The 18,584-nt window shown below is 74.4% G+C and carries 30 protein-coding genes, 1 tRNA gene and 1 pseudogene; 18 read left to right on the top strand and 14 right to left on the bottom strand.

What is annotated here, in order from left to right:
- A pseudogene (locus H596_RS24105) lies at window positions 1–203 on the top strand (IS110 family transposase); the annotation flags it as partial.
- A 100-nt stretch (window positions 204–303) separates the two neighbouring features.
- Here H596_RS24105 and epmA read toward each other — a convergent pair.
- Window positions 304–1,323 carry an EF-P lysine aminoacylase EpmA gene (epmA, locus tag H596_RS0108505; RefSeq protein ID WP_245583972.1) on the bottom strand — a complete coding sequence of 340 codons (1,020 nt, stop codon included), beginning with the start codon at window positions 1,321–1,323 and terminating at the stop codon, window positions 304–306.
- A gap of 38 nt (window positions 1,324–1,361) precedes the next feature.
- Here epmA and H596_RS0108500 point away from each other — a divergent pair, with 38 nt between their 5' ends.
- Together H596_RS0108500 and H596_RS0108495 are read left to right on the top strand one after the other, a co-directional pair.
- The gene (locus tag H596_RS0108500; protein ID WP_027284521.1) at window positions 1,362–2,357 is read left to right on the top strand and encodes a lysine-2,3-aminomutase-like protein; all 996 of its coding nucleotides are present in this window, start codon (window positions 1,362–1,364) and stop codon (window positions 2,355–2,357) included.
- Between the two features lie 16 nt (window positions 2,358–2,373).
- A tRNA-Lys gene (locus H596_RS0108495) sits at window positions 2,374–2,449 on the top strand.
- Here H596_RS0108495 and H596_RS23795 read toward each other — a convergent pair.
- From H596_RS23795 to H596_RS23360, 13 genes are all read right to left on the bottom strand, one after another.
- Window positions 2,422–2,709 carry a hypothetical protein gene (locus H596_RS23795; protein WP_156910076.1) on the bottom strand — a complete coding sequence of 96 codons (288 nt, stop codon included), beginning with the start codon at window positions 2,707–2,709 and terminating at the stop codon, window positions 2,422–2,424. The two genes, H596_RS0108495 and H596_RS23795, sit on opposite strands and share 28 nt — an antisense overlap.
- Window positions 2,693–3,058 carry a hypothetical protein gene (locus tag H596_RS0108490; protein WP_156910075.1) on the bottom strand — a complete coding sequence of 122 codons (366 nt, stop codon included), beginning with the start codon at window positions 3,056–3,058 and terminating at the stop codon, window positions 2,693–2,695. Before H596_RS0108490 ends, H596_RS23795 begins: the two co-directional genes overlap by 17 nt.
- A gap of 1 nt (window position 3,059) precedes the next feature.
- A complete protein-coding gene (locus tag H596_RS0108485) occupies window positions 3,060–3,305 on the bottom strand; it encodes a hypothetical protein (protein ID WP_037300576.1) in 246 nt (81 codons plus the stop codon).
- Window positions 3,306–3,417: 112 nt separating this feature from the next.
- Window positions 3,418–4,584: a tyrosine-type recombinase/integrase gene (locus tag H596_RS20785; protein WP_051212656.1), complete on the bottom strand. Its 1,167-nt coding sequence runs from the start codon at window positions 4,582–4,584 to the stop codon at window positions 3,418–3,420.
- 5 nt (window positions 4,585–4,589) lie between these two features.
- Window positions 4,590–4,883 carry a helix-turn-helix transcriptional regulator gene (locus H596_RS20780; protein WP_051212654.1) on the bottom strand — a complete coding sequence of 98 codons (294 nt, stop codon included), beginning with the start codon at window positions 4,881–4,883 and terminating at the stop codon, window positions 4,590–4,592.
- A gap of 130 nt (window positions 4,884–5,013) precedes the next feature.
- Window positions 5,014–5,208, bottom strand: a complete 195-nt coding sequence (locus tag H596_RS0108470; RefSeq protein WP_027284518.1) for a hypothetical protein — start codon at window positions 5,206–5,208, stop codon at window positions 5,014–5,016.
- Window positions 5,205–5,408, bottom strand: coding sequence for a hypothetical protein (locus H596_RS0108465; RefSeq protein ID WP_027284517.1), 204 nt, complete (start codon window positions 5,406–5,408; stop codon window positions 5,205–5,207). Before H596_RS0108465 ends, H596_RS0108470 begins: the two co-directional genes overlap by 4 nt.
- The gene (locus H596_RS0108460; RefSeq protein ID WP_027284516.1) at window positions 5,405–5,815 is read right to left on the bottom strand and encodes a hypothetical protein; all 411 of its coding nucleotides are present in this window, start codon (window positions 5,813–5,815) and stop codon (window positions 5,405–5,407) included. The genes H596_RS0108465 and H596_RS0108460 overlap by 4 nt, the downstream gene beginning before the upstream one ends.
- Window positions 5,815–6,120 (bottom strand): hypothetical protein, encoded by a 306-nt coding sequence (locus H596_RS0108455; protein ID WP_037300573.1) that lies wholly within the window; start codon window positions 6,118–6,120, stop codon window positions 5,815–5,817. The genes H596_RS0108460 and H596_RS0108455 overlap by 1 nt, the downstream gene beginning before the upstream one ends.
- Window positions 6,117–6,377 (bottom strand): hypothetical protein, encoded by a 261-nt coding sequence (locus H596_RS0108450; RefSeq protein ID WP_027284514.1) that lies wholly within the window; start codon window positions 6,375–6,377, stop codon window positions 6,117–6,119. Before H596_RS0108450 ends, H596_RS0108455 begins: the two co-directional genes overlap by 4 nt.
- On the bottom strand, window positions 6,374–6,604 hold the full coding sequence (locus H596_RS0108445; RefSeq protein ID WP_156910074.1) for a hypothetical protein: 231 nt from the start codon (window positions 6,602–6,604) through the stop codon (window positions 6,374–6,376). Before H596_RS0108445 ends, H596_RS0108450 begins: the two co-directional genes overlap by 4 nt.
- Window positions 6,601–6,819 (bottom strand): hypothetical protein, encoded by a 219-nt coding sequence (locus tag H596_RS0108440; protein ID WP_027284512.1) that lies wholly within the window; start codon window positions 6,817–6,819, stop codon window positions 6,601–6,603. The genes H596_RS0108445 and H596_RS0108440 overlap by 4 nt, the downstream gene beginning before the upstream one ends.
- A 77-nt stretch (window positions 6,820–6,896) precedes the next feature.
- The gene (locus H596_RS23360) at window positions 6,897–7,271 is read right to left on the bottom strand and encodes a helix-turn-helix domain-containing protein (RefSeq protein ID WP_037300570.1); all 375 of its coding nucleotides are present in this window, start codon (window positions 7,269–7,271) and stop codon (window positions 6,897–6,899) included.
- 53 nt (window positions 7,272–7,324) lie between these two features.
- On the opposite strand from H596_RS23360, the gene H596_RS0108430 reads away from it, so the two are divergent.
- The 15 genes from H596_RS0108430 to H596_RS0108355 all read left to right on the top strand — a co-directional run bounded on the left by H596_RS0108430 (window position 7,325) and on the right by H596_RS0108355 (window position 18,339).
- Window positions 7,325–7,576 carry a carph-isopro domain-containing protein gene (locus tag H596_RS0108430; protein ID WP_156910073.1) on the top strand — a complete coding sequence of 84 codons (252 nt, stop codon included), beginning with the start codon at window positions 7,325–7,327 and terminating at the stop codon, window positions 7,574–7,576.
- A 399-nt stretch (window positions 7,577–7,975) separates the two neighbouring features.
- Entirely contained in the window at window positions 7,976–8,503 is a 528-nt protein-coding gene (locus H596_RS0108425; RefSeq protein ID WP_156910072.1) for a hypothetical protein, read from the top strand.
- Window positions 8,504–8,765: 262 nt separating this feature from the next.
- On the top strand, window positions 8,766–9,830 hold the full coding sequence (locus H596_RS20770; RefSeq protein WP_051212651.1) for a DUF7146 domain-containing protein: 1,065 nt from the start codon (window positions 8,766–8,768) through the stop codon (window positions 9,828–9,830).
- Entirely contained in the window at window positions 9,827–10,183 is a 357-nt protein-coding gene (locus tag H596_RS0108410) for a hypothetical protein (protein ID WP_027284508.1), read from the top strand. The genes H596_RS20770 and H596_RS0108410 overlap by 4 nt, the downstream gene beginning before the upstream one ends.
- Window positions 10,180–10,572 (top strand): hypothetical protein, encoded by a 393-nt coding sequence (locus H596_RS23790; protein ID WP_051212649.1) that lies wholly within the window; start codon window positions 10,180–10,182, stop codon window positions 10,570–10,572. The genes H596_RS0108410 and H596_RS23790 overlap by 4 nt, the downstream gene beginning before the upstream one ends.
- Window positions 10,569–11,036 (top strand): transcriptional regulator, encoded by a 468-nt coding sequence (locus H596_RS23785; RefSeq protein WP_027284507.1) that lies wholly within the window; start codon window positions 10,569–10,571, stop codon window positions 11,034–11,036. Before H596_RS23790 ends, H596_RS23785 begins: the two co-directional genes overlap by 4 nt.
- Window positions 11,033–12,871, top strand: coding sequence for a hypothetical protein (locus H596_RS0108395; protein WP_027284506.1), 1,839 nt, complete (start codon window positions 11,033–11,035; stop codon window positions 12,869–12,871). Before H596_RS23785 ends, H596_RS0108395 begins: the two co-directional genes overlap by 4 nt.
- Window positions 12,858–13,046: a hypothetical protein gene (locus tag H596_RS23780; RefSeq protein WP_156910071.1), complete on the top strand. Its 189-nt coding sequence runs from the start codon at window positions 12,858–12,860 to the stop codon at window positions 13,044–13,046. Before H596_RS0108395 ends, H596_RS23780 begins: the two co-directional genes overlap by 14 nt.
- Window positions 13,043–14,488, top strand: coding sequence for a hypothetical protein (locus H596_RS0108385; RefSeq protein ID WP_037300560.1), 1,446 nt, complete (start codon window positions 13,043–13,045; stop codon window positions 14,486–14,488). The genes H596_RS23780 and H596_RS0108385 overlap by 4 nt, the downstream gene beginning before the upstream one ends.
- Window positions 14,485–14,934 carry a hypothetical protein gene (locus H596_RS0108380; protein ID WP_027284504.1) on the top strand — a complete coding sequence of 150 codons (450 nt, stop codon included), beginning with the start codon at window positions 14,485–14,487 and terminating at the stop codon, window positions 14,932–14,934. Before H596_RS0108385 ends, H596_RS0108380 begins: the two co-directional genes overlap by 4 nt.
- Complete coding sequence (locus tag H596_RS20760; protein WP_051212647.1) at window positions 14,931–15,350, top strand: hypothetical protein; 420 nt, start codon at window positions 14,931–14,933, stop codon at window positions 15,348–15,350. The genes H596_RS0108380 and H596_RS20760 overlap by 4 nt, the downstream gene beginning before the upstream one ends.
- A gap of 15 nt (window positions 15,351–15,365) precedes the next feature.
- On the top strand, window positions 15,366–15,641 hold the full coding sequence (locus H596_RS0108370; protein WP_027284503.1) for a hypothetical protein: 276 nt from the start codon (window positions 15,366–15,368) through the stop codon (window positions 15,639–15,641).
- Between the two features lie 3 nt (window positions 15,642–15,644).
- On the top strand, window positions 15,645–17,264 hold the full coding sequence (locus H596_RS0108365; RefSeq protein ID WP_027284502.1) for a portal protein: 1,620 nt from the start codon (window positions 15,645–15,647) through the stop codon (window positions 17,262–17,264).
- Window positions 17,261–17,503 carry a hypothetical protein gene (locus tag H596_RS0108360; protein WP_027284501.1) on the top strand — a complete coding sequence of 81 codons (243 nt, stop codon included), beginning with the start codon at window positions 17,261–17,263 and terminating at the stop codon, window positions 17,501–17,503. Before H596_RS0108365 ends, H596_RS0108360 begins: the two co-directional genes overlap by 4 nt.
- On the top strand, window positions 17,503–18,339 hold the full coding sequence (locus H596_RS0108355) for a capsid assembly protein (RefSeq protein ID WP_027284500.1): 837 nt from the start codon (window positions 17,503–17,505) through the stop codon (window positions 18,337–18,339). The genes H596_RS0108360 and H596_RS0108355 overlap by 1 nt, the downstream gene beginning before the upstream one ends.
- Window positions 18,340–18,584 lie beyond the last annotated feature (245 nt).

Here is an 18,584-nt window from a genome sequence, read left to right as displayed (position 1 = left end):
CTGGCTCAAGACCACCCTCGTCCAGTGCGCCTGGGCCGCCACCCGCAAGAAGGACAGCTATCTCCGCGCCCAGTTCCACCATCTGCGACAGCGCCGCGGACCGAAAAAAGCCATCTGCGCCGTCGCCGCCTCCATCCTCACCGCCGTCTGGCACATGCTCCAAAACGGAACCTTCTGGCACGATCTCGGACCAAATCACTTCCACCAACGCTCGCCAGAACAGCAGGCACGTCACCTCGCCGCCCAAATCATAAAGCTCGGCTTCAAGTGCTCCCTCGAACCACAAGCCGAGGGAGTTTCTGTCTAGGCCGCGGAGTAGGGAAAGCCGCCCAGCCAGAGGACATCCTCGATGCGCCGCGCGCCGGAGGCGAGCATGGCCAGCCGGTCGAAGCCCAGCGCGATGCCGCTGCCCGCGGGCATCCCGTGCTCGAGGGCCGCGAGGAAATCCTCGTCCACCGGCCAGGCCTCCTCCGCGCCGTAGAGCCGCACGCGCTCGGCCACGTCATGGGCGAAGCGCGCGCGCTGCTCGGCCGGGTCGGTCAGCTCGTCGAAGGCGTTGGCGAGCTCGACGCCGGCCACGAAGAGCTCGAAGCGCAGCGCGACGCGCGGGTCATCGGGATCGCGGCGCGCCAGCGCGGCCTGGGGGGCGGGCCAATGGGTGAGGAAGCAGCCGCGCTCCCGGCCCAGATGCGGCTCGACATGGTCGAGCAGCAGGCGGAAGAAGGCGTCCTCCCAGCTCTCGCCTGGGCGGGCGCCGAGCGCGGCCGCATCGCCCGTTCCGTCGGGGCGGATGCTGGCGAGCAGATCGAGCCCGCACCAGCGGGCGAAGGCCTCGGCGCAGGTGATGCGCGCGAAGGGCAGAGTGAGGTCCGTCTCCACCCCGTCATGCGCCACGCGCGGCGGGCAGAGGGCGCGCACCAGCGCCTCCGTCTCCTCCATCAGCGCATCGAGCGTCGCGCCCGGGCGATACCATTCGAGCATGGTGAACTCCGGCGCGTGGCGCGTGCCGATCTCGCCGTTGCGCCAGACGCGGGCGAGTTCGAAGATCGGCCCCGCGCCGGCGGCCAGGAGGCGTTTCAGCGCGAGCTCGGGCGAGGTGCGCAGCCACAGCGCGCGCGGCGCGCCCTGGCCCAGATGCGGCGCGAAGCCGGTGCGGAAGCCGCGCAGATGCACCTCCATGCCAGGTGCGGGCACGAGGCAGGGCGTCTCCACCTCTCGGTAGCCGCGCGCGGCGAGGAAGGCGCGCGCGCCGACGGTGAGGCGGGCGCGGGCCTCGAGGAAGGGCAGGCGGGCGGCGAGCGCCTCGGGCGACCAGGCGGGCATTGCGCGCCGCGCCATAGCAGGGCAGGGAGCCGCGCACCATGAACCGCACCCTGCGCAGCGCCGGAGAGCTCGCGGCGGCCGGACTTCTCTCGCCCGAGGCCGTGGCCGCCCTCGCCCCCGTCGAGGCGCGCTACGCCGTGGCCGTCACACCCGAGGTTGCCGCGCTGATCCGCGCCGGCCACGAAGATGTGGCGCGCCAGTACCTGCCCGATCCGGCCGAACTGCGCACCGCCCCGCATGAGCTGGACGACCCCACGGCCGACGCCCCCTTCACCCCGGTGAAGGGCGTGGTGCACCGCTACCCGGACCGCGCGCTGCTCAAGCCGCTGCTCGCCTGCCCCGTCTATTGCCGCTTCTGCTTCCGGCGCGAGGCGGTGGGGCCCGATGGCGGGCTGTTGACGGAGGCGGAGCTGGAGGCGGCGCTGGACTGGTTCGCCCGAACCCCCGCGGTGCGCGAGGCGATCCTGACCGGGGGCGACCCGCTGATCCTCTCGCCGCGCCGGCTGGGGCGCATCCTCGCGCGCCTCGCCGCCCTGCCGCACATCGAGACGCTGCGCATCCACAGCCGCGTGCCCGTGGCCGATCCGGGGCGCGTGACCCCGGCGCTGCTGGGCGCGCTGGAGACGGGCAAGCCGCTCTACCTCTGCGTGCACGCCAATGCGGCGGCGGAGTTCACGCCGGCTGCGGGCGCTGCGCTCAGGGCGCTGCACGGGGCGGGTGTGGTGCTGCTCGGCCAGAGCGTGCTGCTGCGCGGGGTGAACGACAGCCCCGAGGCGCTGGAAGCGCTGTTCCGCGCCATGCTGCGGCATCGGGTGAAGCCCTATTACCTGCACCAGCTCGACCCCGCCCCGGGCACCGCGCGCTTCGCCGTGCCGGTGAAGGAGGGGCTTGCGCTGCTCGCCGCGCTGCGCGGGCGTGTGACGGGTCTCGCCTGGCCCGTTTATGTGCAGGAACGGCCCGGCGGCGGAGGGAAATACCCGCTGGGCATGCCCGCCATGCAGATGGGGGCTGGACAAGCGGCGCGTTCCGGGTAGAAGGCGCGCCTCGGGCGGGCGCATAGCTCAGTTGGTAGAGCAGCTGACTCTTAATCAGCGGGTCCTAGGTTCGAGCCCTAGTGCGCCCACCAATCTTTTCAAAGACTTCCAACGAAAAATAAGCTGCGGGCGGGTCGGCGTCCAACTTTTTTCCAACAGGCTTTTCCAACTCGTCAGAGACGGACGCGCGGCGCAGGGCGTTGCGGCTGGTGATGGCGCGGAAGCCGTCCTCGAACTCCACCAGGCACGAGTTGAGCGTGCCCCGCGCCAGCACGCGCAGGCGCTGTCCGCGGCGCTCCGCGAGGCGCGCCTTCCAGAACCAGACGAAGGGGAAATCAGTCGGTCTCAGCATCGACCCTGATGCCGAGCGCCTCGAAGCGCGCGCGAAGCCGCGCTAGCGCGGCCGGCGAGCCCGTGCTCAAGCTGAGCTTTACCTCGGCCGGGGGGCCATGTGCCTCTAGCTGCTCGCCAAAAACCTCCCAGGCGGCAGCCACCTGGCAAGCCACTTGGTCCGGCGCGGGCATCTCGGCCAACGCCGCCATGACCTCCGACGCGAGGCCTGGCGGCACCGGCCGCCGACCCGCGACCATGTGGCGCAGGCTGTCATAGCCCACGCCGAGTGCCTCTGACGCGCGCCGGAGCCAGCCATGGCGGCTGCCATGCAGCCGCCGAAGCGCCGCCGCGAACGCTTCTGGCGTCACGTCAGCCGACCTCAAAGCGCGCGTTCGCGCGCTCCAAGACCCGAATGGCGGTGGCAAGCAGTTCGCCCGGCTCCCAGGGGCGCTCCGGCTCGCCATCCTCGTTGATGGCTATGCCGGCGACCTGCTCGAGCAGGTCGTCAGTAGAGGCCTCGGCAAGCTGAATGATCTCAGCCGCCGACAGATCGCGCACCACGACTTCGCCGCCGGCCATGCTCTGAATGGTGCAGGTGTAGGTCTGCTTGCTCATGTGCTGGGCCTCCTCGCCCAAACCGGCCGGGACCAATCCCGCGCCAACACAGGCAGTATTGTCCGAAAGCGGACGCCGCGCAAGAGGAAAATGGCGCGAGAGGAAAAAACGATCACGCGCCCCCACGCTCCGCCTCCAACCTCGCCTTGAAGGCGCGCTCCGCCGCCTTGCCGGTGCGCACGAGGTAGTGCCGGTCCAGGATCGCCCGCACGCTGCCCGGGGTATGGCCCGTCACGCCCGCGATGCCCTGTTCATCCACCCCCGCCTCGTGCAGCCGCGTCACCGCGGTGTGGCGCAGCTCGGCGAAGCGCAGATCGGCGCAGGCGGGCATCTCGCGCGCCGCCTCGGCGCGGATTTCCGCGAAGACGTGCCGCCAGGTGTGCGTGCTCCAGGGCTGGCCGGTCCGGTCATGCACCAGCAGCCGCGAGAGCGAGCGCACCGCATCCCGCCGCGCGGCCTCGCCTTCCAGGCGCTCGACGAGGTGCGGCACCAGATGGATCGGCAGCGCCACGCGCCGGCCGGTCTTCGATTGGCGCAGCACCAGCGTCCCCGCCTCGCGCGACCATGGCGGCAGCGCCAGCAGATCGCCCTCGCGCTGGCCCAGCCATTCGTTGAGCAGGATCCCCGTGCCCACCGACCGCCAGCCCAGACGATCGGCCACCGCGGCCATGTGGCGCACCGCCTCGCCCGACCACAGCACCGGCTCGCGCTGGCGGCGCAGGCTGATGCCCGGCCGCGCGGCCGGGTTGGAGCCGGCCGGGATGTAGCCCAGCCGCTCGCCCACCCCCAGCAGCAGGCGCAGCACGCGGATCACCGCCGCCGCCTTGGCCGGCGTCTCGATCACCCGCCGGGCCCGGCCCGTTCCTTCGACGCGGCGGAGCTGCGCGGCATAGAGCGCCTGCACGGCGGGCGGTGTGATGGCGCGGGCCGGCATGTCCCCGGCCCAGCTCTCGATCAGATCGAGGCACCACTCGTAGTCGCGCCGCGTCGACACCGCGAGCTTCGCCCACCACCGGCTGCGGCGGTAGTCGGCGATGAGGGCCGCCACCGTGCCCGCCGCGGGCTTGCGCGACCGCGCCACCACGGCCGGCGGCGCGGCAGGCGACACCTCGCCCCGCCGCCAGGCGTCCACGTCCATGTTCAGCGTCTCGGCCCGGGCGAGCGCGGCCGCACGGTCGTCCGGCAGGCGCTCGGGCCGCCAGCCGGCCGCGCGCAGCGCCGCGGAGGGCTGCCAGTAGAAGCGCCCGGCCTTCTCCACGAAATGGCGCACGCGGGACATGCGGCTCACTCCACCACAGAGGCAGGCGCCATCGCCATGGCGCGCGCAAGCAGCACCTGCTCGGCCTGGGCCATGGGGTCCGCCGCGCGGGCGCGCTGCGCGGCCAGGCTGGGCGGCATCTGCGCGTCCTGCCAGGCGGCGATGGCCGCGGGGTCCCAGCGCGGCCAGCGCCCCGGCAGCAGGGGCGGCGGGAAGCCCGCGGCCTCCAAAGAGCGTCGCGCGCGCGCCAGCCAGGCCGGGCTGCGCCCGAGCAGCGCCGCCACCTCGCGCGCGCCGATCAGCGGCCGCGGCGCGCTCATGACCAGGCCCCCCAGCGCCGCCGCCGCGGCCGCCGCCGCCGCAGCCAGCGCCCCACCAGCCGCCACGCGCCCCCGCGCAGCAGCCACAGCCGCCCCGCGCCGTCCCGCCAGCGGTCCCGCCGCGCGCCGGTCATGACGCCAGCACCCAGTCGAGCAGCACGCGCACGCGCAGCCGCCGGCCGTCCGGCAGGAGGACAGAGAGCACCTCGACCTGCATTTCCTCCGCGCCGAAGTGGTGCAGGTCATCGGCCTGCTGGACAGCCGCGACGAAAGCGTCGGCCAGCGCATCGCCGGCCGCCTCTGCGAAGGTGTTGATTTCGCTCATGGCCCCAGCACCCGCATTATGGCGGCCACCACGCCGCCGAGCCCCATCAGCGCCCCCGCCGCCACCACGCCCGAGGCGTGGCGCTGGCGTGCGCGCACCTCCGCATCCGCGGCCAGGTAGAGGCCGAGCGCGGCCACCACCAGACAGGCCAGCCCCGCCGCCAGCAGCGCCAGGGCCAGCAGCCCGCCCGCCACCGTCACGCCGCCCAGGCGCCGGCTTCGCGCAGCGCCTCCTCCAGATCGGCCCAGGGCAGGATGACGTGCAGCTCGCCGCGCACCACGTCGTGCTCGGCCGGCGCGCTCGGCGCCTCCAGCGCGCCCAGCATCTCGCCGGGCCGCAGGCGCAGAAGGCCCAGGGCGCTGCCCGGCATGCAGCCGAGCCGCGCGCCCGCGGGGTGCTGGAAGAGCTGGACCTTGCCGAGATCGCGGCCATGGCCCACGCGCAGGCCGATCCGGTCCTCGAAGCTCCAGCCGAGCCGGGCCAGCAGCTCGGGGTGCAGGACCACGGAGAGACACCGCGCGCTGCGGCCCTTGGCGAAGCCGCCGAGCGAGACGCGCAGGCGCGGCGTCCGGTCGGCCGCCGCCTGGGGCACAAGCTCGAACGGCATCACTCCGCCTCCCCTTCCAGCGCCTGGAGATTGGCCGCGAGGCGGCGCGCCAGCGCGCGCGCGTCCCGCAGCCGGGCCTGCATCTCGACGCGAAGCCGCGCCGTCACCTCAAGCGAGGAGACCGGCAGGTGCAGCCAGCGCTCTTGCCCCGGCATCTGGACCTTGGCGCGGAGCATCGCGCCCTCCTCGGCCGGCTCGATCTCCGAGAGGGTCTTGGACAGATCGGCGATCCGCAGCAGCGCCTCGCGCAGCGCCACGGTGTCCGCGGCGCAGGCGTCCAGCGTTTCCATTTCCACGGGCGTCATGCCTCGGGCTCCTCGCGATGCAGGGTCAGGGTGAAGACGAAGGCGCCGAAGCGCGCGCTGTTCGTGCGCGCTTCAGCGTGCAGCATGTTCTCGCGGCGAGAAGCCACGAAGTCCGGGATGTTCTCCGCAAAGACGGCGGCGAGCTGATGCACCGTCTGCGCCAGCGCGTCCGTGATGCTGGCCGACGCGAAGAGCCGCTGCTCGGAGCGGATCACGCGCGGCGCGGCCGGATCATCCGGCGAAATCTCCTCGCTCATGCGGCGTTCTCCGGCTGGCTGGCGGGGGCCGCCAGCAGCTCGGCGCGGTGCGCGAGCGCGGTGCGGCGGTAGAGGCCGGGGGCGATCTCCTCGGCCAGCCCCTCGGCGAGCAGCCGGGCCATGGTGGCCTTGTGGACGTAGCGCGGCCGGGGCTGCGGCGCGGCATAGGCCGGCGGCAGCCGCCAGAGTGCGGCCCGCATGGGGCCGGTGAGGCGGGGGGTGCTCATGCCGCCCGCCGGCGGAAGGGGATCACGCCCGCAGGCAGCTCGCCGCGCGCGGGCGGCGGCACGGGCCGGCCTTCCAGCGCGCGCGCCTGGCCGGCGGCGTCGGCGAGCTGCGCGGCGATGAGCGCGGAGACGCGCTGGTTGAGTTCGAGCGGCTGGGCCTGCTCGGCCCAGGCGCGGAAGTGCGAGGCCATGGCCTCGAGACGGTCGCTCAGCATCTTCTCCTCCTCCTCCCGGGTGCGGGATGGAGGGGAGGCTACGGCAAAGCCGTAGTTCCTGCAATGAGAAAATGCGGCTAAGCCGTATCTTCGGAATTTGGCGGGGGCGAAGTATCGTCGGCGCCGAACAGCAACTCGCCGGCACGTGCCCGCAGCTCGGCCGCCAACGCCGACGGCGTTGACGAGAGAAGCCCCAGGAACACCCAGTCTGGCGTGATGCCGAAGGCGGGGAACGCGCGCGCGATCACGGCCGGGTCGGGCATGTCGTCCCCGCGCTCCCAGCCGCTCCAAGCCTGAGGGCTAATGCCGCAAGCGCGGGCGATGGTGGCTTGTGTCAGACCAAGGGCCAGCCGAGCGGCGCGGAGCCGGGCCCCGGCGCGGGTCTTTTGTTCGGAGGCTCGAAGTGTTTTCGGCATGAACCATGAGTGCGGGCCTTTCACGATGATGGTCACGTTGCTTCTCCCGTCTTGACTAACTACGGCTAAGCCGTTCTACCCTGCGCGCGATGACGCGCGAAACCATTTTGGTGGCCGATATGCTCCGCCAGCTCGGCGGGCCGACGCGGGTGGCGCGCGCCTGTGGCGTGACCATCAGCGCTGTCGGGTCTTGGCAGGTGCGCAACGAAATCCCGGCGCGCCACTGGCTGACGCTCTGGCGCATGGCGCGCGCCGCCGGCCTGGCCTGGCGGCCGCCCGGGGCGGAGGGGCTCGAGCTCATCGAGCGCGCGCCGGCATCGCAGCCCGAGGCCGCGGCATGAGCATCTTCACCGAAGAGTGCGCGACCGTGACCGAGGCTCCGCGCCGCGCCGTCACGCGCTCCGGCCCGGCCCGCGTCGGCGCGGCCGGCGCGCGTCTGCGCGCCCCTCGCCCCGGCCCCCAACCTAGAAGCCATCCATCGCCGCAGGCCGCCTCTGGCGGGGGGTGCGGCGCGGGCTTGCGCGGCGTGTTTCCTGGGAAATCAGGGGCTTGCGCGATGTTACGCATGTCACGCTCCAAGTTGCGCGCAAGCCCTTGAGACCGCTCGATTTTCGCCGGTTGTCACGCTGTTACGCGATCTCGTCTCACGTGCGCGGGCGCGCGCATGAGGCTCCCATGCGTAACACCGTGACAGTGAGAGATTTCCTAGGTGGGACAGGGGGTTCTCTGTGACGGGGGGCGTGACAGGCGTAACACCCGCCGAGGGGTCCGAAGGGCCGCTCTCCGCGGCGGAGCGCCAGCGGCGGCGGCGGGCGCGGCTCAAGGCGCAGCGGGAGCTCGAGCGGCGCGAGGCGGAGATGGCGCCGCTGCGCCTGGCCATGGCGGCCGAGGCCGAGCGGCAGCTCGGGGAGATCGAGGCGGCGCTGGGGGACGCGCATCGCGGCCTGCCGGTGGCCGAGCGCGTGGCGGAGGGCGCGAAGGCCCTCATCCTGCGGCTCTACGGCGTGCCGCTGGTGCGGATGGCCGAGCGGGCCGCCATGCCGACCGCCGAGCTGGCGCGGCAGCTCGGCTGCACGGGCATCGAGGCCGCGCGGCTCCAGCAGGAGGCGGACCGCGAGGTGATGGACCGGCTCTGGGGCAAGGCGCCCCAGGCGGCGCGCGGCGACCAGGCCGCGCCGGTGGTGGTGAACCTGGTGGCCACGCCTGGTCTCGCGGCGCAGCTCAAGATCCAGGCGGATCAAGGCCTTGGCGAGGGCGACGGCGCATGAGTTGGACGCGGGCGAGTTGGACGCGGGCGCGCTTCGCGAGGCGGCGCAAGGGGTTGCGGGTGGGTGAGCCGCTGATCGCCAGTCAGCCGCGGCTCGCCCTGCCGCCGGGCGGCGCGGTCGGGCGGACCCCCCCGGGGGGCGCCCCCGCCCACCCCCCGGCCGCGCCCGGCGGCCGCGCCGCCGCCTCTGGCGGCTCGATCGCCAGGGCGTCGGAAGGGTGGGGCGCGCTCGGGCCCGGCACGACGGCTGAGGGGGGCGGGGGATGAGGCGGCATCTGCACTCGGTCTCGGACATCTCGGCCATGCTAGCCGAGCGCATCGAGAGCCTCGCCGCCGAACTCTTCCCGGCCGGGCGGCGGCACGGGCACGAATGGCGCGTGGGCAGCCTGGCGGGCGAGCAGGGCTGTTCGCTCGGCATCCGGCTGCGCGAGCCGCGCCGCGGCGTGTGGAAGGATTTCGCGGGCGGCGAGGGCGGGGATGCGCTGGACCTGGTGGCCGCGGCGCGCTTCGGCGGCGATCTGCGCGAGGCGCTCATCTGGGCGCGGCACTGGCTCGGCCTCTCCGACCGGGCGGCCGGGGAGGGGCGCGCGCCGCCGCCCCCGCCGCCGCGCGCGGAGGCGGCGCGCGAGGACGAGGAGCGCCGGCAGAGCGCGCGGGCGCTGTGGCATGGCGGCCGGCTGATCGCGGGCACGCCGGCCGCGGCCTACATCGAGGGGAGGGGCGTGGGGCTCGCTGATCTCGGCCGCGCGCCGGGCGCGCTGCGCTTCCGCCCCGACGTGTGGTGCGCGGAGCGGCGCATCAACGCGCCGGCCATGCTCGCGGCCATCCTGCGCGAGGGGAAGGTGGTGGCCTGCCACCGCACCTTCCTCGCGCCGGGGCCCGCGGGCCGCTGGACCAAGGCGCCCATCAAGGCGGCCAAGAAGGTGCTGGGGCCGATGAAGGGCGGCGTGATCCCGCTGCATCGCGGCCGGTCCGGGCGGCCATGGGCCGAGGCGCCGGAGGAGGACACGCTCGCGCTCTGCGAGGGCATCGAGGATGGACTGACCATCGCGCTGCACATGCCGGAATGGCGCGTGGCGGCCTATGTGGCGGCGGGCAATCTGCGCGACCTGGCCCTGCCCGAGCGCTTTCGCGACATCGTGCTGGTGCGCGACCGCGACGGCGACAACCCCGCGCCGCAGCGCGCGGTGGAAGCCGCCTCGGACCGCTGGCTCGCGGAAGGGCGCAGCGTGCGCGAGGTGAAGCCGCCCGAGGGCTTCAAGGACTTCAACGCCTGGCACATGGCCCAGCTCGCCGGCGCGGCGCGCGCCGCAAGGAGGGGGGCGTGAGCGGCCAAGCCTTGGCCTGTGCGGAGCTCGCGGCGGCGGTCGTCGCGCAGGCGTTCCGCGATGGCTGTGAGCCGCGGGCCACGGCTCCGCCGGGCGAGCCGGTCGAGCGGAAGCGCGCGCGGTCCAGCGCGACGAAGGCGGAACAGCTCGAGGCATGGGAATTCCTGACCGCAACCGCGGGCGGATGGATGGAGGCGCGGTGCAACTGGTGCTGGGTTGTCGGCGTCGATCCGGAGCTGGTGCGTGCGGAGGCGCTGCGGCGGGGGCCGTCGCACCAGGTCGCCGAAGCGCTCGCCGAGCGGCGACAGCGCAAGGAGGGTCTCCTGATGGGCGGCGGCGGGGGCGCGTCGTGAGCGCGGCGGCCCAGACGCGGCGCGGCGTGCGCCTCTTCCGCTCGGCGGAGGCAGCCTGGCTGTGGTGCGCCGCCCAGCTCATCGCCCGGCGGGACGGGCGGCCGCCGCGGGCCGATCTCGGCGAGGGCGGCGTCGAGCGGCCCTGCACGCCGGACGACATCCTCAACCAGCTCGACCGGCTGCACCGAGCGGGGCGGCTGACGCTCGACCAGGCGCGGGTGCTGCGCCGCTATGGCGACGCGCAGCGCAGCCCATCGCCCGCGATGCTGGGCGAGGAGAAGGACTGGCGCGCCTGGCGCGCGGCCATGGCGGCGCTGGGCGAGGCGCTGGTGGCGCGCGGCATCGTCGCGCCGCAACGGCCGCGAGAGGCGGCATGGGGGAGGCGATGAGCGAAGACGAGGACGCGCTGCGCGCCGCGCTGAAGGCGCGCCGGAAACAGGCCGGCGTGACCTGGGCGACGCTGGCGAAGCTGCTCGATGTCACCTCGAGCAGCCTGACCGGCTGGGCCGGCGGCGCCTCCGCACCCCGCATCCGCGAGCGCGTGCGCGCCTGGCTGGCCGAAAGCGCGCCCGTGCCCGACGAACTGCGCCGCGCCAGGCCCAGCGGCCTGCCCGCCCCGCCCATGCCCTTCGACCTCTCCGCCCTGCGGCCGGAGCCGGGCGACGGCGAGCTCGCGCGCGACTGGCTCTACGAGGAATGGCTGCGGCACGGGCTGCGCCACCAGGAGGCCATGGCGCGCATCGCGCAGCTCACCGACGAGGGCGCGCTGCGCGAGGCCGCGCGGCTGCGGCTGCGCCACGGGCTGCCGCCCTTCGTCGCCCGCCGCACCCCGTCCGGGAGGCCCATGGCATGAGCGCCACCGTCAACCCGCTGCGCCAGCAGCTCGCCAACGCGCGCGAACGCCGGCCCAACGGCTTCCGCCACCTGCCGGCCGACTGCCCCGTTCTGCCGCTCGGCGGCGACGGGCGGGTGTTCTACTACCTGAACGCCATCGGGCAGATCATGGCCATCGAGGCGCAGCAGCACTCGAAGAACGTGCTCTCCGCCCTGTTCGCGCCACGCACCGACTGGTGCATCAAGCATTTCCCCAAGACCTTCGACAAGGAAACCGGCGAGCCCACCGACTTCAAGAACGACGTGCTGATGCGCGCCCTGGTGAACGAGGCGCAGGAGCGCGGCCGAGCCTGGGAGCCCTCGAACAATGTGCATGGCCGCGGCGTCTGGCGCGGCGAGGACGGGGATCTCCGCCTGCATCTGGGCTCGCACCTGGTGGTGGGCGGGCAGCGGCGCGCGCCGGGGATGGTGGGCGAGCGTGTCTATCCGCTGCGCCCGGAGTGGAAGGGGCCGGCGCCGGACGCGCAGGCGGCGGGGCCCGCGGGGCCGGCCGCCGAGCTGCTGGCGCTGCTGGATCACTGGCACTGGGCCGTGCCGGGCCTCGCGCCGCGGCTGGTGCTGGGCTGGGTCATGGCCTCCTGGCTGTGCGGGGCGCTCGACTGGCGGCCGCATCTGTGGCTGATCGCCCCGCGCGGCTCGGGCAAGAGCACGCTGCTGGACATGCTGGGCCATCTGCTCCAGCGCGGCGACTATCTGCTCGCCGCCGAGGACGCCTCGGCCGCCGCGCTGCGCGCCAAGCTCGGCTACGACGCGCGGCCGGTCTGCCTGGACGAGACCGAGCCCAGCGAGGACAACCGCGGCCTGAACAACACGGTGAAGCTGCTGCGCCAATCCTCCTCCGGCGGCACCGCGCTGCGCGCCACGGTGGACCAGGCGGTGATCGAGCAGACGCTGCGCTTCACGGCCATCTGCGCCTCGGTGGTGAAGCCCTCGCTCGCCAGCCAGGACCAGTCGCGCATCACGGTGCTGCAGATGCTCAAGCCGCCGCGCGGCTCCGCCCCGCCGCTGCTGCGCCGCGAGGCGCTGGAGCTGCTGGGCCGGCGGCTGCTGCGCCGCGCCATCGACGGCTGGCCGCGCTGGGAGGAGACGCGCCACATCTGGCGCGAGGCGCTGATGGCGCGCGGCTGCGACCCTCGCAACGGCGATCAGTATTCCGTGCTGCTGGGCCTCGCCTGGATCGCCGAGCAGGACGAGCCGCCCGACAGCGACAGCCTGGACATCTGGGCGCAGATGACGGTGGACGCCACCCAGGCCGACCGCGCGGAGGAGCGGCCCGAGTGGTTCCGCCTGATCGAGATGCTGGCCGCGACCGTGCTGCGCGACGAGGGCGGGCGCGCGGAGACGAGCGTGGCCGAGCTGCTGGAGGTGGCGAGCTTCGCCCGCCGCCGCCCCGACCCGGAGACGGGCGGCTGGACCATGCCGACCGCGGCGGAGGCCGAGCGCGCGCAATCCGTGCTGCGGCGGCACGGCATCGCCTTCGAGCCGGTCTGCGACGAGCAGGGCCGGCCGCTGCGCCGCCGCTGGGCCGAGCCGGACGGGCCGGCGCACGCGAACAATGACGGGCCGATGCTGGGCCATGTGGCGGTGGCGAACAGCCACCCGCTGCTGGCGAAGCTCTTCGAGCGCACCCATTGGGCCGCCCGCCCGGGCGCGCCGGGCGCCTGGAAGGGCGTTCTCGAGCAGGCCCCGGGCGCCGTGCTGGCCGGGGCGGCGCGCTTCGGGCCGCGCACCTCGCGGGCGGTGAAGGTGCCGCTCCATCTGTTCTTCGACGGGGTGGGCCATGACGGAGAGTGAGCGGCCGCGCGATGTGGAGCGCTGGGTCTATCGGCTCGCGGAGGAGTTCCGGAGCGCCTATGCGGAGCCCGAACGCCGGCCCGACGTGGAGTTTGCGACGGAATATTGGCATGCGGCCATGGAGGAGCATTTCGGGCCGCTTCTGCCACAGCCGGCGGAAGTGAGCGCGGCATGAGCATGCGCGCCTGGAAATCCCCCGGCCCGGTCTCCAGCGCCTTCGTGGACAGCGACGCGCCCGTGTCGGTTCTGATGGGCCCCGCCGCGGGCGGCAAGACGGTCACGGGCCTGCAGCGCGGGGTGCTGATGGCGATGCGCTGGCCGGAGACCAAGCCCGGCCTGCGGCAATGCCGCTTCCTGGTGATGCGCCAGCGCATGACCGACATGGAGGCGAGCACCATCCTTTCCTGGCTCGACTGGTATCCGCGCAGCCTGGGCAGCTTCGTCGGCAAGGAGGGCAGCCCGAAGCGGCACAGCCTGAGGCTGCGCTCGCCGCTCGGCGGCGTGGTGGAGCTCGAGGTGCATTTCCGCGGCATCGGCGAGCAGTCGGTGGACGACGCGCTGCGCGGCTTCGAGTTCAGCTTCGCCTATGTGGACGAGTGCGACCTGATGGACGCCGATACCATGGCAAATCTGTTCAAGCGCGCCGGCCGCTTCCCCTCCGCCACGGTGGACATCAACCCGTGCCAGGTCTGGGGCACCTGCAACGCGCCCGAACCCGACAGTTGGGTGGTGCGCGACATGATCGAGAACCCGCGCCCGGGCTGGGTGCTCTACCGCCAGCCCTCCGGCCTTTCGCCCGAGGCGGAAAACCTGGAGGTGCTGGGCCGCGACTTCTACCGCCGGCGGGCGGCGGTGCTGCCGGACTACGAGCGCAAGCGCTTCGTCGAGAACATCCCGGGCCTGCTGCGCGAAGAGGCCGCGGTCTATCCCGAATTCGCCGAGGCGCTGCATGTGGCGCCCAAGGCGCTTTCGCCGCTGCCCGGGCTGCCGCTGCGGGTCGGCGTGGATGCGGGCGGCACCCCGGCCGCGGCGGTGATGCAGCGCGGCCCCGACGGGCAGTGGCGGATGCTGGCGGAGCTTTCCACCCATGACCGCGCCCGGGCCGGCGTGGTGGGGCCGCAGCGCTTCGGCGAGGCGCTGGCCGCGCTGCTGGCCGAGCGCGCCCCGGGATGGCCCGTGGAAATGGTGGCCGACCCGGCCTCGGCCTACGGCGCGGACCGCGAGGCGGGCGAGAGCGCCTGGGTCGAGATCGTGGCGCGCGCGGCGGGCCTGCCGGTCGGCACCGCGCGGACACAGGACCCCACGCTGCGCATCGAGGCGCTGCGCCGGCCGCTCGCGCGCGTGCTGGAGGGCGGACGGCCCGGGCTGCTGCTGGATCCTTCCTGCCGGCTGATGGCGCGCGCCCTGGCGCGCGACTACCGCTGGCAGGTGACGGCCGGCCGGCGCGGCGAGCGCGCCGTGAAGAACTGGGCCTCGCACCTGGTGGAGGCCGCGCAATACGCAGTGCTGGACGGCGAGGGGCTGGCCGAGGCCGCCCTTCGCCCGCGCCTGCGCGCGCCCATGCCGGCGCGCTTCGCCGCGGACTGGAACCCCTGGAGCCTGGAGGAGGCCCGATGACCATCACCCTGACCATGCCCGATGAGCCGGCCGATCGGCCGGACCCCGCGGCCATCGCCCGCGCGCACCGCCATGGCGGCAAGCTCGCGCGCATCGCGCCCGAAGAGGGGAAATCCACCCCGGGATTTCCCGCGCCCGAGCCCGGCGAGGCGATGGGCAAAGGGAGGGGGGCATATGCCCATCACTCCGACGCGGAACCGGAGCAGGGGAAATCCACCCCTGGATTTACCCCGCCCGAGGCGCAGCCGCCGGGGCCGCCCCCGCCGCTGCGCCTCGTGGTGACGCTGGGCGAGCCCTTCGCCTCCTGGCTGCTGGCGCGGGCCGAGGCGCATGGCGAGAGCCCCGAGGCGCATGCGGCAGCCCTGCTGCGCGACCATTGGGCGCGGCTCGATCACTGGCGGCACGAGCGCGCCCTGGCGCGCGGGCGGGAGGCCGGAGCGGCATGAGCGCGGGCGAGCTCTTCCTGGTGTTCCGCCCCCGGCGCGGTGCGGGCGTCACCGCCTGGTGGCAGCGTCTGCTGCATCCCTGGCGCGCCCATGTGCTGGCCGTTCTGCCGCTGAGCCCGGGCCAGTCCCTCGCCGTGGACCATGAGGGGGCGCGGCTGCGGGTGGAGGTGATGGATCTGCCGGCCGAGCAGGCCGCGCGCGGGCTGATGTGGGCCTGGGAGGCGGAGGCGCTGCGCGTGCCGCTGCCCCCGCCCGCGCCGCCCCAGGCGCGGCTGCGCGGGCCGATGACCTGCGTGGAGGTGGCGAAGGCGCTGCTGGGGCTGACGGGCCTTCGCGTGCTGACGCCGCACCATCTGCGGCGGGCCGTGATCGCGCGCGGGGCGCGGCCCGTCTCACCCTATCCCGCGGCGGGCTGAGCGAAGGAGGCGGGCATGGGTGGGCTGTTCGGCGGCGGCGGCCGCGGCACCAGCGCGGCGATGGAGGAGAGCCTCCGCCGCCAGGAGGAGGCGCTCGCGCGCCAGGAGGCGGCGGTGGCGCAGCGCGAGGAGCAGACGCGCCAGCGCGAGGAGGAGCAGAAGGCGCGCGAGGAGGCCAACCGCCGCGCCCGCGCGGGCGCCTATGCCGGCCGCGCGCTGCTGCTGGCCGGGCCCGAGACGGGCACCGAGGACCAGCCCGAGCGCGGGCTGCAGCGCAAGCTGGGAGGCTGAGCCATGGCCGAGGCCGACCCCGCCCTGCTGCGCCGCGCCGAGGCGGCCGAGCGCAAGCGCGAGGCCTTCGCGACGCTGATGCGCGACATCTACGCCTACGCCATGCCCGAGCGCGACGCCTGGAAGGCCTATGGCTACGGCGCCCAGCGCAATGTGCGCGTCTATGACAGCACGGCCGTGATCGCGGCGGGGCGCTTCGCCAACCGGCTGCAACAGGCGCTGTTCCCGCCGCAGCAGCGCTGGGCGATGCTGGCCCTGCCGCCCGAAATGGCCGGGGCCATGGGCGCGGGCGACGTGGCGCGCGACCTGGCGGCGGCCACCGACATGCTCTTCGCGCACATCCACGGCTCCAACTTCGACCAGGTGATCAACGAGTGGGCGCTGGACCTCGCGGCCGGCGTGGGCTGCCTGCTGGTGGAAAACGGCCGCCGCGCCACCTCGCGGCCCGGCGCGCCGCTGCTGCGCTTCCAGGCGGTGCCCTCCGCCCTGGTGGCCTTCGACGACGGGCCCTTCGGCACGGTGGAGGGGGTGTTCTTCTCGCAGAAGATCCCGGGCCGCCTGCTCGCCCGCCTCTATCCGGACGCGACGCCGACGCGCGAGCTGGCGCGCCGCATCAAGGACAAGCCGGAGGAGGAGGTGGCGCTGCTGCAAGCGACCGTTTTCGACGCGGAGCGGGGCGACTGGGCGATGCACGTGATCCTGCGCGAGGAGCGCGAGGTGATCGCGAAGCGCCGCTATCGCACCTGCCCCTGGATCATCACGCGGTGGTCGAAGAGCCCGGGCGAGGCGCATGGGCGCGGGCCGCTCGCCGCCGCGCTGCCCGACATCCGCGTGCTGAACAAGCTGATGGAGCTCTATCTGCGCGCGGCCTCCTTCCAGGTGACGCCGGCCTACACCGCGACCGACGACGGGGTGGTGAACCCGGCCACGGTGCGGCTGGCGCCCGGGGCCATCATCCCCGTGCGCAGCAATGGCGGCGTGGCCGGCCCCTCGCTGCGGCCGCTGGACGGGCCGGCCAACTTCGCCCTCTCCAACGACCTGGCCGAGCGGCTGCGCACCGCCATCCGCCAGACCCTGTTCGACGACCCGCTGCCGCCCGAGGTGCAGGTGGGACTGACCGCCACGGAGGTGGCGGAGCGGGTGCGGCGCTTCCAGCAGGACACGGGCGCCTTCGGCCGCCTGCAGGCGGACGCGCTCTCGCCCCTGGTGACGCGCTGCCTGGACATCATGGAGGAGGCGGGCGCCTTCGCGGAGGAGCGGTTCCAGGGGCTGATGCAGGCGGTGCGCGACGAGGTGGTGCGCATCCGCGCCGTGAGCCCGCTGGCGCTGGCGCAGGACAGGGCGGATTTGCAGGCGGTCATGGGCTTCATCCAGGGCGCGGCCGCGCTGGGCCCGGTGGGCGCGGCGGTGCTGGAGCGCGGCATCCATCTGGACCGCGCCGCGCCATGGATCGCCTCCCGCGCCCATGTGCCGCCCGAGCTGATCCCGACCGAGCGCGAGCTGGCCGAGCGCGCCGCCGCCGCCGAGCGCCAGCGCCAGGCGGAGACGGCGCTGGCCAGCCCCGTGCTGGCGCAGGCGGTGGGCAACCTCGCCCCCGCGCTGACCGGGCAGGCCGCGCCATGAGCGGCGGCTGGGATCCCTTCGCGCCGCAGCAGGCGGCGCCGCCGCGCGACGAGGAGACGGAGGCGCTGGCCGTGCTGCTGCGCCAGCGCGGCGAGCTGGTGCTGCGCCTCGCCGAGCGCGAGCTGCGCGCGCCCGGCTGGCGGCCGGGCGAGGGCGCGGCCGAGGCCGCCTGGCGCGAGGGGCGCAAGGAAGTGTGGCGCTGGCTGCGCCATCTGGTGAACGGAAACGAGGAGGCGTGATGAGCGAGACCCTGGAGAAGCCGGCCGAGACCGCGCCGCCCGCCGGTGAAAATTCACCGGGCGCGCCGAACGCCGCGCCCGAGAAAGCCCACGCCGCCGGTGAAAATTCGCCGCCGCCGCCCGCGCCGCGCGGGCTGCTGGACGCGGTGGCGGATGACCCGCCCGCCGATGGCCGGCCCGAATGGTGCCCCGAGCAGTTCTGGAAGGATGGCCAGCCGCAGGTGGAGGCGCTCGCGAAGAGCTGGGCTGATCTGCGCGCCCGGCTTGCGCGCGGCGCGGGCGGCGCGCCGCCGGACAGCCCCGACGCCTACAGCCTGCCCAGGATCGAGGGGCTGCCCGAACAGATCATGCCTACGCCCGACGACCCGGTGTGGAGCGCGGTGCGCCAGGCCGCGCACAAGGCGGGCGTGACCCAGGCGCAGCTCGCCGCCATCGCCGAGCCCTATCTGCGCGAGGCGGCGCGGCTGGCGCAGCCAGACCCGGAGGCGCAGCGGGCGCACGAGGAGGCGGAGCTGGCGCGGCTCGGGCCGCAGGGGCGGCAGCTCGTGCGCGAGGTGGGCGAATGGGTAAACGGGCTGGCGGCGCGCGGGCTGATGACGCGCGCGGAGGTGGCCGCGCTGCGCGGCGTCTCCACCGCCGACGGGGTGCGCGCGCTCGCCAAGCTGCGCGGCATGCTGGGCGAGCAGCCGGTGCCTCTTGACGCGCTGGATGAGGGCGACACGGCCGAGCAGGACGCGCGGCGCATGATGCGCGAGGCCATCGAGCGCGGCGACGAGGCGCTGGGCCGCAAGGCCGAGCGCGCGCTGCGCGAGATCATGGCCCGGCGCATGGGCTGAGCCGGGCGGGATGACCGTGCGGGCACCCGAGCGGGCGCTCGCATGAGTGCTAGAAGTCCTGGACAGGCCGGCGCGGCGTGGTAGCTTCCGCCGCGTCGCGTCGCGCCGCCCCATCCGCCTGGCCGGACCGGACGCGCCGCGGCGGCCCGCGGCGAGCCCATCGCCGAAGCAGAGACGACCCGGGACCGCGCAGGCCCCATCCGCTCCGCCGGACCCTGCCAGCGCCTGGCCTATCGGACTGCGAT

This window comes from Rubritepida flocculans DSM 14296, assembly GCF_000425365.1.
Lineage (GTDB): Bacteria > Pseudomonadota > Alphaproteobacteria > Acetobacterales > Acetobacteraceae > Roseococcus > Roseococcus flocculans.
Note: the sequence above shows the minus strand (reverse complement) of the source record. Positions and strands in the feature narration are given on the sequence as shown.